8 protein-coding genes and 2 pseudogenes are annotated in these 15,357 nt (G+C 71.6%); 6 read left to right on the forward strand and 4 right to left on the reverse strand.

From position 1 onward, the window contains the following. The first annotated feature begins 3 nt into the window (after positions 1–3). From V4F39_RS07005 to V4F39_RS27190, 4 genes and pseudogenes are all read left to right on the forward strand, one after another. A complete protein-coding gene (locus tag V4F39_RS07005) occupies positions 4–1,773 on the forward strand; it encodes an ATP-binding protein (protein ID WP_332288597.1) in 1,770 nt (589 codons plus the stop codon). A 75-nt stretch (positions 1,774–1,848) separates the two neighbouring features. After that, complete coding sequence (locus tag V4F39_RS07010; RefSeq protein WP_332288598.1) at positions 1,849–2,829, forward strand: SGNH/GDSL hydrolase family protein; 981 nt, start codon at positions 1,849–1,851, stop codon at positions 2,827–2,829. A 139-nt stretch (positions 2,830–2,968) separates the two neighbouring features. After that, positions 2,969–3,871: pseudogene (locus V4F39_RS07015) on the forward strand (SGNH/GDSL hydrolase family protein); the annotation flags it as partial. Positions 3,872–3,880: 9 nt separating this feature from the next. Continuing rightward, positions 3,881–3,997, forward strand: a pseudogene (locus V4F39_RS27190) (PEP-CTERM sorting domain-containing protein); the annotation flags it as partial. On the opposite strand, the gene V4F39_RS07020 reads toward V4F39_RS27190, so the two are convergent. Beyond that, a complete protein-coding gene (locus V4F39_RS07020; RefSeq protein ID WP_332288600.1) occupies positions 3,982–4,830 on the reverse strand; it encodes a segregation and condensation protein A in 849 nt (282 codons plus the stop codon). The pseudogene V4F39_RS27190 and the gene V4F39_RS07020 sit on opposite strands and share 16 nt — an antisense overlap. 34 nt (positions 4,831–4,864) lie before the next feature. Further along, positions 4,865–5,068: a DUF3460 family protein gene (locus V4F39_RS07025; protein ID WP_332288601.1), complete on the reverse strand. Its 204-nt coding sequence runs from the start codon at positions 5,066–5,068 to the stop codon at positions 4,865–4,867. A gap of 49 nt (positions 5,069–5,117) precedes the next feature. On the opposite strand from V4F39_RS07025, the gene bamE reads away from it, so the two are divergent. Further along, a complete protein-coding gene (gene bamE / locus V4F39_RS07030; RefSeq protein ID WP_332288602.1) occupies positions 5,118–5,612 on the forward strand; it encodes an outer membrane protein assembly factor BamE domain-containing protein in 495 nt (164 codons plus the stop codon). On the opposite strand, the gene V4F39_RS07035 is transcribed toward bamE, so the two are convergent. Both V4F39_RS07035 and V4F39_RS07040 read right to left on the reverse strand, forming a co-directional pair. After that, complete coding sequence (locus V4F39_RS07035) at positions 5,597–12,034, reverse strand: response regulator (protein WP_332288603.1); 6,438 nt, start codon at positions 12,032–12,034, stop codon at positions 5,597–5,599. The two genes, bamE and V4F39_RS07035, sit on opposite strands and share 16 nt — an antisense overlap. A gap of 16 nt (positions 12,035–12,050) precedes the next feature. Continuing rightward, complete coding sequence (locus tag V4F39_RS07040; protein ID WP_332288604.1) at positions 12,051–13,808, reverse strand: SulP family inorganic anion transporter; 1,758 nt, start codon at positions 13,806–13,808, stop codon at positions 12,051–12,053. A gap of 234 nt (positions 13,809–14,042) precedes the next feature. On the opposite strand from V4F39_RS07040, the gene V4F39_RS07045 reads away from it, so the two are divergent. Then, positions 14,043–15,302: an esterase-like activity of phytase family protein gene (locus V4F39_RS07045; RefSeq protein WP_332288605.1), complete on the forward strand. Its 1,260-nt coding sequence runs from the start codon at positions 14,043–14,045 to the stop codon at positions 15,300–15,302. Positions 15,303–15,357: the final 55 nt, after the last annotated feature.

Consider the following 15,357-nt stretch of genomic DNA (forward strand, 5'->3'; position numbering starts at 1 on the left):
GCGATGAAGCCCGACCACATCCGCGCACTGATCGCGCAGAGCCCCGCTTCCCTCACCGGCAACGCGGTCGGCTTCGGGGTGATGGTGGGGGTGTTCCTCCCGCTGGCCAGCCCGATGGTGCTGGGCAGCTGGCTCGGCGCCGTCATCGTGCTGTGGCTGCTGAGGCTGGGGCACTGGTGGCGCTACCGCCAGCGCGAGCGCGCCGGCACGCTGGACGACGCCACGCTGTCGAGCTGGTACCCGAGCTACCTGGTGCTGGTGCTGATGCAGGGGGCGCAATGGGGCGCCGCGGTGTGGCTGTTCTGGGACCTGGGCACGCCCTACCACCGGCTGGCGCTGATCCTCGTTTCCTACGCCTACACGCTGGGAGCGGTGCAGCTGCTGGTGACGCAGGGGGCGGTGTTCAACGCCTTCATCAGCCTGGTGCTGCTGCCGACCATCTTGCGCATCGCCACCGATGCGTCGCAGCCCTTCCACTGGCAGCTGGCGGTGGTGCTGGGGGTGATCTTCGTCGCCACGCTGGTGATTGGCCGCACGCACCGCAGCGCACTGGAACAGGCCATCACGCTGAAGGCGCGCACCGACCAGCTCGCCGCGCAGCTGCGCATCGAGAAGGCCGCGGCCGACGCCGCTCGCAGCGCCGCGGAAGCGGCGAGCCGCGCGAAGACGCAGTTCTTCGCCGCGGCCAGCCACGACCTGCGGCAGCCGCTGCATGCCATGGGCCTCTTCGCGGAAGCCCTGCGCCAGCGCATCCACGATCCGGAGGTCGCGTCGCTGGTCAACAGCATCAACGAGAGCGTCGATGCGCTGGAGGGACTCTTCGGCGAGCTGCTCGACATCACGCGCATCGACAGCGGCGGGGTGGAGGTGAACCCGCACCCCGTGCGCATGAAGGAGCTGTTCACCCGGCTGCGGCTGCACTTCGAGCCGCTGGCGTTCGAGAAGGGCCTGGCGCTCAGCTTCCACGGCGAGCGGCACGTGGCGCACACCGACCCGCTGCTGCTGGAGCGCATCCTGCGCAACCTGGTCAGCAACGCGATCCGCTACACCGAGGACGGTGGCGTGCTGGTGAGCTGCCGCCGGCGCGGCGGACGGCTGCTGGTGCAGGTGTGGGACAGCGGCATCGGCGTGTCGGAGGCGGCCCTGCCGCGCATCTTCGACGAGTTCTACCAGGTGCACACCAGCCGCCCGCTGGAGGCGCACCACCGCAAGGGGCTGGGGCTGGGGCTGGCGATCGTCAAGCGCCTGGCCGATCTGCTGCAGGCGCCGCTGCGGGTGCAGTCGCGCGTCGACCGCGGCACGGTGTTCACGATGGAGCTGCCGGCCGGCATCGAGCAGAGGCGCAGCGAACGCGACATCGCCCCGACCAAGGCCGCGCTGGGGCTCACGCTCAATGGCCGGCGCATGGTCGTCGTCGAGGACGAGGCGGCGGTGCGCGAAGGCCTGGTCGTGCTGCTGCAGGCCTGGGGCGCGCAGGTGGAGGCCTTCGAGACGGTCGACGCCGTGCGCGCCTGGGTGGTGCATGCCGGCACGCAGCCGCCGGACCTGCTCATCGTCGACTACCGGCTGCCGGCGGGCACCACCGGGCTCGATGCACTGGCGGTGCTGCGCGCCCGCTGGCCGCAGGCGTCGATCCCCGCGATCGTGGTCACCGGCAGCAGCCTGGGCGGGCACGAGGACGAATCATCGTTGCACGATTTCCACCTGCTGATCAAGCCGGTGCTGCCCAACAAGCTGCGCGCGATGATCGCCTTCAAGCTGGGTATGCGCTGAGCCCTCGCGGCCCGCGGGTTTGGCCGGGTGGCTCCGGCCACGCGCGTGGATAGAGTCCCCCGAGGAGGATCCACCATGACCCATCGCATCGTTCCGTGCCTGCTGGGCTGCGCGGCCGTGCTGGTCGCGCCTGCGAGCCATGCCGCGTTCAGCTCGTTGTTCGTCTTCGGCGACAGCCTCTCCGACAGCGGCAATGCCACGCTCGCCGTGGGCGCGAATCCCGGCCAGGTGATCACCTCCAACGGCTACGTGCCCTCGCAGCCCTATGGGTCCGGGGTGTTCTCGAACGGGCCGGTGTGGGCCACGTCCTTTGCGGCCGGCCTGGGCCTGGCGGCGCAGGCCTCGCTGGCCGGCGGAACGAACTACGCCTTCGGCGGCGCCCGCACCAGCGGCGGCGCCGCGCCCAGCCTGCTGTCGCAGGCGGCTTCGTACCTGCAGGCCAGCGGCGGCGTGGCGCCGCAGGATGCGCTGTACGTCGTGGCCGGCGGCGGCAACAACGCGCGGGATGCATTGCAGGCCATCCAGGGTGGTGCGGACGTCGGCGCCACACTAGCGTCCGCGGCGGCTACCTACGCCGCCGACCTGGGCACGGTCGTCGACCAGTTGCAGGCCGCGGGGGCCCGCCACATCGTGGTGTGGAATGCGCCGGACCTCGGGCTCGTGCCGGCTGTCTCTTTGGGCGGCCCGGCGGCCGTGGCGCTGGGTTCGCTGCTGCCGTCGACCATGAACGCGGCGCTGGCGCAGCGCCTGGCAGCGGAAAGCGGCGTGCTCACCTTCGACCTGTTCGGCTTGCTGGGCAGCATTGCCGACGAGCCCCAGGCGTTCTCCCTCGAGAATGCCGCCGACGCGTGCGGCGCGCCGGTGGCCGGCTGCAACCCGCAGACGGCGCTCTTCTGGGACGGCATCCATCCCACCGCGGCAGGGCACCAGATCCTCAGCGGCGCGATGCTGACGGCCGTGGCCGCGATCCCCGAGCCCGGCACCTACGCGTTGATGCTGGCCGGCCTGGCGCTGGTGCTGTGCGGCGCCCGCCGCCGCGCAAGTTTGTCCAACTGATACATTTGTAAGTCAGCAGGCACTCGCTTTCGGCGTGATGAATGTGGCATAAACGAATCACCGATGCCAAATAAGTAACGGTATCCTTCTGCATTCAACGTTACAGGGGGATTCCGTGAAAAGTCACGCCTATCGCTGGATGGCGGCGGTGTCGCTGCTGTGGGCTGCCGGGGCGGCGCACGCCGGCTACTCGGCCTTGTATGTCTTTGGCGACAGCCTGTCCGATACGGGCAACGACGGCGCCGTGCTCCAGGGGCTGGTAAACCAGGGCTACCTGGGCAGCGCCACCACGCTGCCGTCGGACGTCACGGGCAACGGCTACGTGGCGCAGAAGCCGTTTGCCAGCGGTGCCTTCACCAACGGTCCGGCCTGGGTCACGCCGTTCGCGGCCGGGCTCGGCGTCGGCGGCCAGGCCTCTCTGCTGGGCGGCACGAACTACGCCTACGGCGGCGCGGAGACGAGCCATGACAGCACGGAGCTGTGCCCGCTGCTGTGCGGGTATCCGTACAGCCTGGCCACGCAGAAGGACATGTACCTCGACGCGGTGAACCACACGGCCGACGCTTCCGCGTTGTACGTCGTGGCGGGCGGCGGCAACAACGCGCGCAACGCGTTCGCGGGCATCGCGACGGCCGATCCGCTCGCGCAGCTCGACATGATCTCCTCGCTGGCCGCGGCCTATGCGCAGGACGTCGGCGCCATCGTCGACGACCTGCAGGCCGCCGGAGCCAAGGACATCGTCGTCTGGGACACGCCCAACATCGGCCTGACGCCGTCGATCGGCATCTATGGCACCGATGCCCAGGCGCTCGGCCTGGCGATGGCCAGCGCGATGAATTCGGCGCTCTCGGCCCGCCTGAGCGGTGAGGCGGGCGTGAGCATCTTTTCCGTCTTCGGCCTGCTGAGCACCGTGGCGGAGAACGCCGGCGCCAACGGCTTCACCAACGTCACCGATGCGTGCGCTGCCGTCGGCGATGCCTGCGATCCGGCGCAGTACCTGTTCTGGGACGGCGTGCACCCGACGGCCCGCGGCCACGAGATGCTGGCGCAGGCGATGCTGGACCACGTTCAGGCGGTGCCCGAGCCCGGCACCTACGCACTGATGCTCGGTGGCCTGGCGGCGCTCGCGGCCTTCAGCCGGCGCCGCGCGCGTCAGCTCGGCGCGTAGGCCAGCCGGACGTAGATCGGGGCGAAGGCTTCGGCCTGCGTGACCTCGAGCAGGCGCTCCCGCGCCAGCTCGAGCATCGCGATGAAGGTGACGACCAGCACCGGCACGCCGCGCGACACGTCGAACAGCTCCTCGAACTCGACGAAGCGCTTGCCCTGCAGGCGCCGCAGCACGATGCTCATGTGCTCGCGCACCGACAGCTGCTCGCGCGAGATCTTGTGGTGCTGGTTCAGCTTGGCCCGCTTGAGGATGTCGGCCCACGCGTCGCGCAGTTCGTCGATCGACACGTCGGGGAAGCGCGGCTTCAGGCTCTGCTCGATCGTCACCTGCGCCCGCAGGAAGTCGCGGCCCAGCACCGGCAGGGCATCGAGCTTGAAGGCCGCGAGCTTCATCTGCTCGTACTCGATCAACCGGCGGACCAGCTCCGCGCGTGGATCCTCGGCCTCCGCGCCGTCGGCCGACTTCTTCGGCGGCAGCAGCATGCGGCTCTTGATCTCGATCAGCATCGCCGCCATCAGCAGGTATTCGCTGGCCAGCTCGAGGTTGCTCTTGCGGATCTGCTCGACGTAGGCCAAGTACTGGCGCGTCACGTCGGCGAGCGGGATGTCGAGGATGTTGAAGTTCTGCTTGCGGATCAGGTACAGCAGCAGGTCCAGCGGCCCCTCGAACGCCTCCAGGAACACCTCCAGCGCGTCGGGCGGGATGTAGAGATCCTGCGGCATAGTGAACAGCGGCTCGCCGTACAGGCGCGCCACCGCCACCGTGTCGACCACGTCGGGCGGCGAGGCCGGGGCATCCGGCAGCGACAGGCCGGAGAGCGGTTCGTCGGACATCGCGACGGAGCTGCTGGAACGGCCTGCTGCCGTCTTACTTGGACTTGGTCTGGTAGACGTAGGGCTGCTGCGGCACGCGCGCCTCTTGGTACTCCGCCTGGGCCTCGCGGTCGATCGGCCGGTCCCACAAGAGGGCGCGGCCCGCCCGCTGCTCGGCTTCCAGCGTCGGCTTCTTGTCCTTCAGCGTCTGGATGAACTGCGTGACGTCGGAGGTGTAGGGCTTCCAGAAGAGCGGCATGGCGCGTCGGCAAGAATGGCGGAAGTGTGCGAGTTTACCCGGGGGACACATGTCAGGATGGATCTGGTGGGCGGCGGCCGCGGCCGCCGTGGGCGTGTTGGTGGCCTGCGATGCCAAGCGCATCGAGAAGCTGGAGGAGGGGGTGGCGACCGAGGCCGACGTGCGCCGGCAGTTCGGCGAGCCGGCCGCGGTGTTCGACGAGTCGGACGGCGGCCGTACCTTCGACTACCCGCGCCAGCCGGAGGGGCAGGTTAACTACCTCATCACCATCGGCCCCGACGGCAAGATGAGTGCGCTGCGCCAGGTGCTCACGCCCCGCAACTTCGAGAAGGTGCAGCCCGGCATGACACCCGACCAGGTGCGCCGCCTGCTGGGCCGGCCGGCCCAGCAGCAGACCTACGCGCTGAAGCGGGAGACGGTGTGGGATTGGCGCTGGCTCGACGGCCAGCAGGCCAAGGAATTCAGCGTCACCTTCGATGCCGACATGAAGGTGCTGAGGAGCGACAGCCGCGACGACCCGCGCGAGGTCTACCGCGGCGGCTGACCGGGCTCGGACGGGCCTTTCAGCCAGCGTGCCAGCGTCGTGAACATCGCCTCGACGTCGATCGGCTTCACGATGTGGTCGTCCATGCCGGCGGCCAGCACGCGCTCGCGGTCGCCCGCCATGGCGCTGGCCGTCATCGCGATCATCGGCAGTCCGTGCCAGCGCGGGTCGGCGCGGATGCGGCGTGCGGCCTCGTAGCCGTCCATCTCGGGCATCTGGCAGTCCATCAGCACGGCGTCGAAGCGGCGCAGTTCCAGCGCTTCCAGCGCCTCGCGGCCGTTCTGCGCCACCGTCACTTCGGCGCCCGCGCCGCGCAGCAGCTCGGTGGCGAGTTCCTGGTTGATCGGGTTGTCTTCGGTCAGCAGCAGGTGCAGGCCATCGAGCCGCGCGGTGGCGGCCTGCACGGGCGTGGCCGCATCGCCGGCAGGCTGCAAGGCGTCGCGCAGCGCCTTGGCCAGAGCGGCACGCGTGACGGGCTGCGGCAGCCATTCGAGCCACGGCGGCAGTCCTGCATCGGCCGCGGGCTCGTTGCCGGGCGACGCCATCAGCAGGATCGGCCGGCCGCCATGCGCGCCCGCGGCCAGCTCGTGCGCGCTGGCTAGGCCGTCGAGCCCGGGCAGGCGTGCGGCGACCAGCACCACGTCGAATGGCCGGCCGGCGGCCATGGCCAGCGTGGTGGCGCGCAGGCCGTCCCACGCATCGCCAGCGGTCTCGGCGCGCACGCCCAGCGCTGCGGCCATCGCCCGCAGCGTGGCGGCCGCCAACGGATGCGCTTCGACGATCAGCAGCCGCCGGTCCGCCAGCGGGGGCGGGCGTTGTTCGCCGCGTGTGCCATCGTCGTCCCCGGCCACCGGGAAGGCGAGTTCGAATTCGAAGCGGCTGCCCTGGCCCCGCACGCTGTGCAGCGCCAGCGTGCCGCCCATCAGGGCGACCAGGTGCCGGCTGATGGCGAGCCCCAGCCCCGTGCCGCCGTGCTGCCGTGACGTCGAGGCGTCGGCCTGCTCGAAAGGCTGGAACAGCCGGCGCTGCGTGGCCTCGTCGATGCCGACGCCGGTGTCTTCCACGGCGAAGCGCACCCGCACCGCGCCGGCGGCCTGCCCGGCGGCCTCGACGGCGATGCGGGCATGTCCGCGCTCGGTGAACTTGATTGCGTTGGCGGCGAGGTTGGTCAGCACCTGCCTCAGCCGCAGCGGGTCGCCGACCAGCCTCGGCGGCAGGGGGTCGGGCTGGTCGAACAGGACCCGCAGGCCCTTCGTGTGGGCCTGCAGGCCGATCATGCTTGCCAGGTCCGACAGCACCTCGTCGAGCGCAAACGCGGTCGCCTCCAGCTCGAGCTTGCCGGCTTCGATCTTGGAGAAGTCGAGGATGTCGTTGACCACGCCAAGCAGCGCCTGGGCCGAGCGCTGCGCCTGCGCGACGTAGTGCTGCTGGCGCGGCGGCAGCCCGGCCTGCAGCGCCAGCCGCGTCATGCCGAGGATCGCGTTCATCGGCGTGCGGATCTCGTGGCTCATGTTGGCCAGGAACTCGCTCTTCGCACGCGTCGCGTGTTCGGCCGTGCGCCGGGCCTCGTACAGCTCGGAGATGTCGAGCGCGATGCTGCCGATCGCATAGGGCCGGCCGTCCTCGCCAAAGACCGGGAACCGGTGGACGTGGAACACGCGCGTGCTGCCGCCGGTCGACAGCTGTTCCTCGGATCGCCTCGATTGGCCGGCCAGCACCAGCCGATCCTCATCGAGGGCGCGTTCGACCAGCTGCGGCGGCAGCACCTCCTGCGTCGAGCGGCCGATGGCCGCGTCGGGCCGCAGCCCGAAGGTCTCGGCCCAGCGGGCGTTGACGAGCAGGTAGCGGCCATCGGCGTCCTTCAGCGACACCAGCGCCTGCGTGCCGTCGATGAGGGTCTGCAGCAGCGCCCGCTGGCGGCGGATGTCCGCGGTGCGCGCGGCGACGATGGTTTCCAGGTCGCGGTGGGCGCGCGCGTTTTCGTAGGCCACCGCGAACTGCAGCGCCAGCAGGCGCAGCGCGTCGAACTGGCGTGCCCCGAGCGCGTTGCGCGAGCGGTGGTTGTCGAGGTACAGCAGGCCGACCATCTCGCCGCGCAAGCGGATCGGCAGGCCGGCGATGGATTGGATCCGCCGGGCCTGGACCTGCGGATCGCGGCCGAAGCGCGGATCGTGCTGCACGTCCTGCAGCAGCACCGGCTGCTGCGCGTGCACGAGGAAGTGCCGCACCGACGGCGGGATCAACGCGGCACGGCGTGCGGCGGCGGCCTCGTTCAGAGCGAAGTCGACCCACGCTTCGTCGTCGTCGAACCCGGCCGCGGGCTGCCAGGGCCCCGTCTCGTTGTGCCAGAGCAGCAAGCCGCGTTCGGCGGCCGAGTGCCGGCGGACCAGGTCGAACAGCAGGCCGGGCAGGGCGTCGGGGTCGCGTTCGAGGGCGAGGCGTTGCGCGGCGATGCCGACGACGTCGATGCCGCTCGCGTCGCCCTCGCCGGCAAAGCCGCGCGTGCCGCCGAACGACGAGCTGCCGCTCGCCAGCAGCAGGCGCAGCTGACGGGCCTTGCCTGCTGCGCCCCAGTCTTCGTAGGCGGTGAGCGCCGCCTCCCGGTGCCGCCGCGGGTCCGCGCCGTGGGCGATGTCGTGCTCGGCGGCCAGCTCGCAGGCCAGCGCCAGCGGCCAGGCGCGGCGGTGGTGGCGTGCGGCGGCGATGGCCGATTCGAACGCCGGCGTCGCGGCAAGGAAATCGTTGTCGAGCCAGGCCTGCATCGCCCGCAGCAGCTGGTGCAGGTGCATGTAGTTCTGCACCTGCTCGCCGGCGCGCAGTGCGAACCAGGCGGTCTGCACGTCCAGCTCGTGCCGCAGCGCCGCGCGCTCCTCAGGCGGCAGCGTGCCGCCATCGGCCAGCAGCACGCGCGCACCGGCCAGCGCATGCAGCCAGCGTGCCAGCAGCTCGACGTACATGAAGCCGTGGATGCCGCCGGTGGCGAACGCCGCCCGCGTGGCCGCCAGCGCCTGCGGCCACTGGCCCCACAGCACGCAGGCCTGCGCCCTGCGCGTGTGGTGGCGGGCATGGCCGCGGATGTTGTTGCGCCGCGTCTCGGCCATCAGCGCGGCTTCGTCGAAATCCTCGCCGTCGAAGCGCCCCGGGCCGGCCGTGTCGCCCTGCAGGCAGGCGACGAAGCGGCGGAACGGCAGCAGCATCGTGACAGTCAGCCGGTCTCCCGCCGCTTCGTGGCGGGCGATCAAGGCGTGCACGCAGGCGTCGAGTTCGTCCAGGTGTGGCGCGGTGTCGAGCAGCAGCTCGCAGTGCGCCAGTGCGTGGTACGACAGGAACTCGCGTTCGCCTGCCTCGATCAGCGGGCGCTCGCAGGTCGCCATCAGGGTGAGCACCGCCGTCAGCGGCTGGCCCCAGAACAACCCGACGGAGGCCGCGGTCTGCCGTGCGCGAGCGCGCTGGGCTGGAGAGACGTCGCGGGCCGCCTCGAGCAGGCGAAGCCCGGTGGTGGCCAGCAGGTAGGCGCGGCGCGGGTAGCGGTCGTCCCGCGTATCGACCGCGCCGGCACTGCCGGCGACCGCCGCGGCCAGTTCGGGAAAGCGGCCATGGTCCAGCCCGAGGCGCACCGTCCGCTGGCAGGCCCAGGAGGCCAGGGGCAGGCTCCAGCGGATCGCGTTGTCCTGCGTCTGCACCAGCAGCGTCGCGGTGCGCAGGATCTGCGGGTCGGTGGCGGGCGGCAGCCGGTCGAAGACGTTCTCGTCGTCGTTCATGCGCTGCTCGACCGCGGCCCGCTCGGCCGCCGCGGCCGCACCCCAATCCGCCTCGGCGGGCACCGCCACGCCGAGGCCGCGCAGCTCGTCCAGCACGAGCAGGGTCGCCTCGCGCTGCTTCATCCGGCTCGACAGCAGCATTGCCTGGTGGCGCAGCGCCTCGATCCAGGTGGCCGGGCAGAGCGAACGCCGGGCGCGCAGTGCGTCGAAGGCCGCATCGGCCCGGGCATGGTGGCCCTGGGCGCACAGGATGCGGTGCGCCAACGCATCCAGCCGCAGGTGGTCGATGGCGGCCAGGCCCGCCCGCGGCAGGAGCGCACGCACGGCGTCGACGTAGGCCTGCGCGGTCTCATGCGCACCGGTGGCCAGTGCGGCCTGGGCGATGTCCGCCAGCAGCTCGGCGACCAGGGTGCATTCGTCGTCGCTGATCAGCGGCAGCGCGACCAGGTAGTGGTGGCCGAGCGTGAAGCGCTGCGCCGCGGGCGTCGGCGCGGTGCCCGGGGCTGCCGGCATGCGGCGGTGCATCGCCCGCGCGAGCGCGTGGTGGATGCGGATGCGCTCGTCGGGCGCCAGGCAGGCGCGGGCGGCTTCCTGCAGGCGGTCGTGGCAAAAGCGCAGCCGGCGTGCGCCTTCCGGCGTGCGTGCCGGCAGCAGCACGTCGCTGCGCAGCAGCGGCAGCAGCGCATCGTCGAGCGCGGTCGGCGCCTGCTGCAGCACGTCGGCGATCAGCTCGGTGTCGATCAGCCCGCCGTGGCAGGCGCAGGCGCCGGCCGCGCGCCTGGTGGCCTGCGGCAACCGCCCGAGCCGCGCGATCAGCCCGGGCACCAGGCTGTCGGCGCCGGGCAGCGCCTCGAGCGCGGCGTCGTCCCATCGCCAGCCGCCCGGCCCGCGGCGCAGCTGCCCGTCATCGAAGAGCTGCTGCAGCGCGCGCAGCACGAAGAACGGGTTGCCGCCGGTGCGGCGATGCAGCACCGCGGCCAGCGGCTGCAGGCAGGGGTCGGCGTCCGGCTGGCCGGTCAGCACGTCGGCCACGAGTTCTTCGACCGCGGTCTGCGGCAGGTGGTCCACCGCGATGTCCAGCGTGTGCACGCCGGCCTCGCGCCAGCGGCGCATCACGGCGGCGAGGGGGTGCGTCTCGTCGACCTCGTTGTCGCGATAGACGCCGACGACCAGCAGCGGCGAGCGCCCGTGCATGCGCACCAGGTGCTCGATCAGCTCCAGCGCCCCCAGGTCGGCCCACTGAAGGTTGTCGATGAACAGCACCACCGGCTGGCCTCGGCCGCGGACCACCTCCAGCACCGCGCCCACGGCCTGCTGCAGCCGGTGCAGCGGGTGGGCGGCATCGGCCTTCGGCGGCAGCGCATCGCCCCAGAGCAACCGCGCGAACGCTGGCACGCACTGCGCGAGCAGCGCGGCGTGGTCGCCCAGGGCTTCGCGCAGTGCCGCGCGCAGGCGCTCCAGCGTGGCGGGCGGCTCGGCCAGCCAGTGGCCGGCCAGCTCCCCCAGCGCGTCGAACAGGCCGCCATAGGGCTGCAGCCGCTCGAACTCGTCGAACCGGCCGCCCGCGAACAGGCCGTCGAGGCGGTTCAGCACCGGAAAGAGGCCGCGCACCAGCGAGGTCTTTCCGGCGCCGGAGAAGCCGCGCACGAGGGCCACCCGCGGGCGGGCATCACGCTCGAGGGCCGCGGTGAGCTGCTCGAGCGCCCCTTCGCGCCCGAACAGGCGTGAGGGTGGGGCGGGCGCCATGCGGTGGTCGGCGAGGCCGGGCACGAAGCCCGGTGCGTCGCCGTGCTGCCCGATGCGTTCCCGCAGTTGCCGCAGGTCCGCGGCGACGCCGGCCGCTGCCTGGTAGCGCGCTTCGGGCTGCTTCGACAGCAGGCGTTCGACGACGGCCGAGACGGCCGGCGGCAGCCCGGCGCGCCAGCGCGACAGCGGCTCGGGCGCCTGGACCAGCAGCGCGTGCAACTGGTCGAGCGGTTCGTCGTGCGTGAAAGGAGGCCGGCCGGCGAGCAGCCAGTACAGCACCGCGCCCAGTGCGTACAGGTCGGCGCGGCAGTCCACGGGCCGGCCGGCACGGCCGGTCTGCTCCGGGGCGACGAAGGCCAGCGACCGCGCCACGCCCGTGGCGGCCATGAACTCCAGCTCGACGTGGCTCTGCGCGATCGCGTCGCCAAAGTCGATCAACGAGACGCGGCCGGTCGCGGCGTCGAACAGCACGTTGCCCGGGTTCAGGTCGCCGTGCACGACGTGGTTGGCATGCACCGCTTGCAGGATTTCGGCCAGGCCGAGGGCGATGCCCAGGGCTGCGTCGAGCGCCAGGGCGTCGCCGTGGTGCTGCGTAAGGTCGACGCCGGGCATGGGCGTGAGGACGATCTCGGTCCCGTCGGGCTCGGCATGCAGCAGGCGCGGCACGTTCGGCACATCGGCCAGCAGGCGCAGCATCTGCGCTTCGTGGCGCAGCGCGGCGGTGGCGGCCGGACGCTGGCTGCGCACGGCCTTCACGACGCAGGCGCGGTCGCCGGTCCCGTCGGTGCAGTGGGCGGTCTGGAGCAGGTAGCGGGGCGTTTCGCACAACCACTGCCGCCGCCACACCGGGCCCCGCCTCGGGATGTCGGTGTCGCCGGGCGAGGGCGGCGATGGTCCGAATCGAGGTACTGCCATGCGGCACAGTGTACGGTTACAACCTCGGCGCAGGCACCGGGGCGGCAGGCGGCACGTCCACCGTGGCGGATGTGCCGGCAGCTGCTTCGGCCGCGCTGCGCAGGGCGGCGTCCAGCGTATCGGCCATGCCGCCGGGGCCCAGCCGGGCCGCCAGGCCGCCGCGCTGCACGAGCGAGCGCGGTTGCTCGTTCATGTCGGCCAGGACGAGCCGGACGCCCCGCCGCTGCAGTGCGCCATGCAGTTGCACCAGCGCGTCCAGGCCCGAGGCGTCCATCGACACCAGGCGGTGCATTTCCAGGATCATCAGCCGCGTGCCGGGCGGCACGTGCTCGGCCAGGTCCTCGACCTTGCCCACCGCGCCGAAGAAGAGCGCGCCGTAGAGATGGACCACCTGGACGCCCGGGGGGCTCGGCGGCACCGAGGTCTCCGCGCGGAACAACGTGCCCATGCGCCAGATGAAGAAGACGCACGCGAGCACCAGGCCGACCTGCACGGCCACCGTCAGGTCGAACACGACCGTCAGCACGAAGGTGCCGAGCAGCGTGGTGCGGTAGGCGAAGGAGAACTGCCGCAGCCGTGCGAACTCGTGCCACTCGCCCATGTTCCAGGCGACGAAGAGCAGGATGCCGGCGAGCACGGCCAGCGGCACGTACAGCGCCAGCGGCGCGGCCAGCAGCACGACGAGCAGCAGCGTGGCGGCGTGCACCATGCCGGCCACCGGCGTCGCGGCGCCGGCGCGCAGGTTGGTGACGGTGCGCGCGATGGTGCCGGTGGCGGGAATGCCGCCGAAGAACGGCGCGACGACGTTGGCCACGCCCTGGGCCATCAGTTCCTGGTTGGGATCGTGGCGCGGGAAGGCCGCGGCACCGAGGCTGTCGGCCACACGGGCGCACAACAGCGACTCGACGGCGCCCAGCAGCGCGATCGTCAGCGTGGGGATAAAGAGCTGCTGCACCGTCTGCCAGCTGAAGGCCGGGAGCGCGAAGGCCGGCAAGGCCTGCGGGATGCCGCCAAAACGCGAGCCGATGGTCTCCACCGGCAGCGCGAGCAGCGTGCTGGCGGTGGTGAGCGTGACCAGCGCGACGATCTGCCCCGGCATGCGCGCCGCGGCCATGAAGAAGCTCGCTTCGGTGAGCCGGCCTGGCAACTGCACGCCCGGCAGCACGTGGCCGCGCCGGAAGAGCCGGGGCCACAGGAAGAGGCCGAGGAAGCACAGCATGCCCAGCGCGAACGCATAGGGGTTGAAGGTGTGCAGCGCCTGGCCGAAGGCGCGCAGCTGCGAGAAGAAGTCTGCCGGCAGCTTGTCGATCTGCAGCCCCAGCAGGTCGCGCACCTGCGACAGCGCGATCAGCACCGCGATGCCGTTGGTGAAGCCGATGACGATGTTCACCGGCACGTAGCGCACCAGAGCGCCCAGCCGCAGCAGGCCCATCACGAACAGCAGCACGCCGGCGAGGATGGTCGAGATCAGCAGGTTGGCCAGGCCGTAGCGTTCGACGATGCCGTAGACGATCACGATGAACGCGCCCGCCGGCCCGCCGATCTGCACGTTGGAGCCGCCCAGCGCGGAGATCAGGAAGCCCGCGATGATCGCGGTGAACAGGCCCGCCTCGGGCTTGACGCCGCTGGCGATGGCGAAGGCCATGGCCAGCGGCAGCGCGACGATGCCGACCGTCAGGCCGGCGCCGGCGTCGGCGGCGAAGCGTTGGCGTGAGTAGCCCTTCAGGCTGTCGAGCAGCCGCGGGCGGAAGCGGTGGAGTGGAACGGGGCGCATGCGGTCTCCAGCAGGTTGGACGGGTGAACACGTTCAACGCGGGGCGCCGGAGGCCCGCAATGGTGGACACGCGCCATGAACCGCCGCCGCCGCGAGGGCGACAGCGTGCGGGAGTCGAAGGAGGCTGGGTGCGCAGGCACGCTCCGATTGTCGCAGTCCGCTTCATCGCGTGGTCACAGGCGCTGGCGAGCATCCCGGCCCGGATCCCCAACCACATGCCTGCCAGGAGAGCACATGACCCGTTTCGTTTCCATGCCCCGCCTGCGCCATCCGCTGGCGGCCGCGGCGCTGCTGCTGGCCGCTCAAGGCGCCTGCGCCGCCGTCTCGTTCGACTACATCGGCCAGGCGGTCCTGTCGACCAGTACCACCTTCGCCGGTACGCGCGTGGGCGGGCTGTCGGGCATCGACTACGACGCCGCCACGCAGACCTACGTGGCCATCAGCGACGACCGCAGCCAGTACAACCCGGCGCACTACTACCGCATGACGCTCGACTACAGCCAGTTCAGCCGTTCCAACACGGCCGGCACGGCGGGCGTACAGTTCACCGGCGTGACCACGCTGCGCGACCCGCAGGGTGAGCCCTTCGGGCTGAACCGGGTCGATGGCGAATCGATCCGCCTGGTGCGGGGCGCCAACGGTCCCACGCTGCTGTGGACCAACGAGGGCCAGCGCACCGGCGCGGGCTTCCAGAACCCGACGCTGCGCGAGGCCTACCTCGACGGCACCCACGCGCGGGAATTCAGCGTGCCGCAGACCTACCTGCCCGTCGGCACGCCGGGCGGCCAGGCGGCCGGCGACAGCGGCATCCGCAACAACCTGGCGTTCGAGAGCCTGACGCTGTCGGCCGACGGCAAATCGGCCTACGTCGCCACCGAGAGCGCGTTGGCCCAGGACGGCGGGATCGCCACCGTCGATGCCGGCACGCAGGTGCGCATCGCGCGGTTCGACTACGCCAGCGGCCAGCGCAACGCCGAGTACGTGTACCAACTCGATGCCATCCCCACCGCGCCGGTGGGCGGCGGCTCAGCCGACAACGGGCTTGTCGAACTGCTCGCCGTGGGCGAGGGCCGGCTCCTCGCCCTGGAGCGCAGCTATGCGGCCGGTGTCGGTAACAACATCCGGCTGTACCTGACGGACACCGCGGGCGCGACGGATGTGGCGGGCTTGTCCAGCCTGGCCGGCGCCGGTTTCGCCAGCATGCAGAAGACGCTGCTGCTGGACCTCGGGACGCTGGTCAATGCCGACGGCTCTGCCCTGAAGCTCGACAACGTCGAAGGCCTGACTTGGGGAGCGGACCACAACGGGGAGAAGACCTTGCTGCTGGTGTCCGACAACAACTTCTCGGGCGGCCAATTTACCCAGTTCATCGCGCTGGGCATCCACGGCGACCTGGCGGTCACGCCGGTGCCAGAGCCGTCGACCTATGCCCTCATGCTGGGGGGCGTCGCGCTGTTGGCTTGGCAACGCCGGCGCGCGGCGGTGCAGCGCTGACACAACGCGGGGAGCGGGAGGCGTGACTTGGCACACGCACTGGAATGCCTGCCGA

Source organism: Aquincola agrisoli (assembly GCF_036621135.1).
GTDB lineage: Bacteria > Pseudomonadota > Gammaproteobacteria > Burkholderiales > Burkholderiaceae_C > Aquincola > Aquincola agrisoli.

What these genes read in the sequence shown, in the direction of transcription:
- V4F39_RS07005 (WP_332288597.1), top strand. Translation starts at nt 4, where the DNA reads ATGAAGCCCGACCACATCCGCGCACTGATCGCGCAGAGCCCCGCTTCC.
- V4F39_RS07035 (WP_332288603.1), bottom strand. Translation starts at nt 12,034, where the DNA reads ATGGCAGTACCTCGATTCGGACCATCGCCGCCCTCGCCCGGCGACACC.
- V4F39_RS07040 (WP_332288604.1), bottom strand. Translation starts at nt 13,808, where the DNA reads ATGCGCCCCGTTCCACTCCACCGCTTCCGCCCGCGGCTGCTCGACAGC.
- bamE (WP_332288602.1), top strand. Translation starts at nt 5,118, where the DNA reads ATGTCAGGATGGATCTGGTGGGCGGCGGCCGCGGCCGCCGTGGGCGTG.
- V4F39_RS07025 (WP_332288601.1), bottom strand. Translation starts at nt 5,068, where the DNA reads ATGCCGCTCTTCTGGAAGCCCTACACCTCCGACGTCACGCAGTTCATC.
- V4F39_RS07010 (WP_332288598.1), top strand. Translation starts at nt 1,849, where the DNA reads ATGACCCATCGCATCGTTCCGTGCCTGCTGGGCTGCGCGGCCGTGCTG.
- V4F39_RS07020 (WP_332288600.1), bottom strand. Translation starts at nt 4,830, where the DNA reads ATGTCCGACGAACCGCTCTCCGGCCTGTCGCTGCCGGATGCCCCGGCC.
- V4F39_RS07045 (WP_332288605.1), top strand. Translation starts at nt 14,043, where the DNA reads ATGACCCGTTTCGTTTCCATGCCCCGCCTGCGCCATCCGCTGGCGGCC.